This window comes from Comamonas halotolerans (assembly GCF_030162935.1).
Taxonomy (GTDB): Bacteria; Pseudomonadota; Gammaproteobacteria; order Burkholderiales; family Burkholderiaceae_C; genus Comamonas; species Comamonas halotolerans.
Genome location: NZ_JASAUZ010000072.1, coordinates 1 through 204, shown reverse-complemented (window position 1 = coordinate 204; position 204 = coordinate 1). Strand labels below are relative to the sequence as shown.

2 tRNA genes are annotated in these 204 nt (G+C 56.9%); both read right to left on the bottom strand.

Features of this window, described 5'->3' with window-relative positions:
• Window position 1: 1 nt before the first annotated feature.
• Window positions 2-78: transfer RNA gene (locus QEP11_RS17545), tRNA-Asp, on the bottom strand.
• Window positions 79-126: 48 nt separating this feature from the next.
• Window positions 127-202 (bottom strand) — tRNA-Glu (locus QEP11_RS17540).
• Window positions 203-204 lie beyond the last annotated feature (2 nt).

Below are 204 nucleotides of genomic sequence, written 5' to 3'. Positions count from 1 at the left end.
CTGGCGGAGTGGACGGGACTCGAACCCGCGACCCCCGGCGTGACAGGCCGGTATTCTAACCAACTGAACTACCACTCCTGGCAGGAAGCTTTGCTAGCTTTTTACAAGCATCAAGCGCTTCAAACTTGGCGACCCTACGGGGATTCGAACCCCGGTACTCACCGTGAAAGGGTGATGTCCTAGGCCTCTAGACGATAGGGTCAA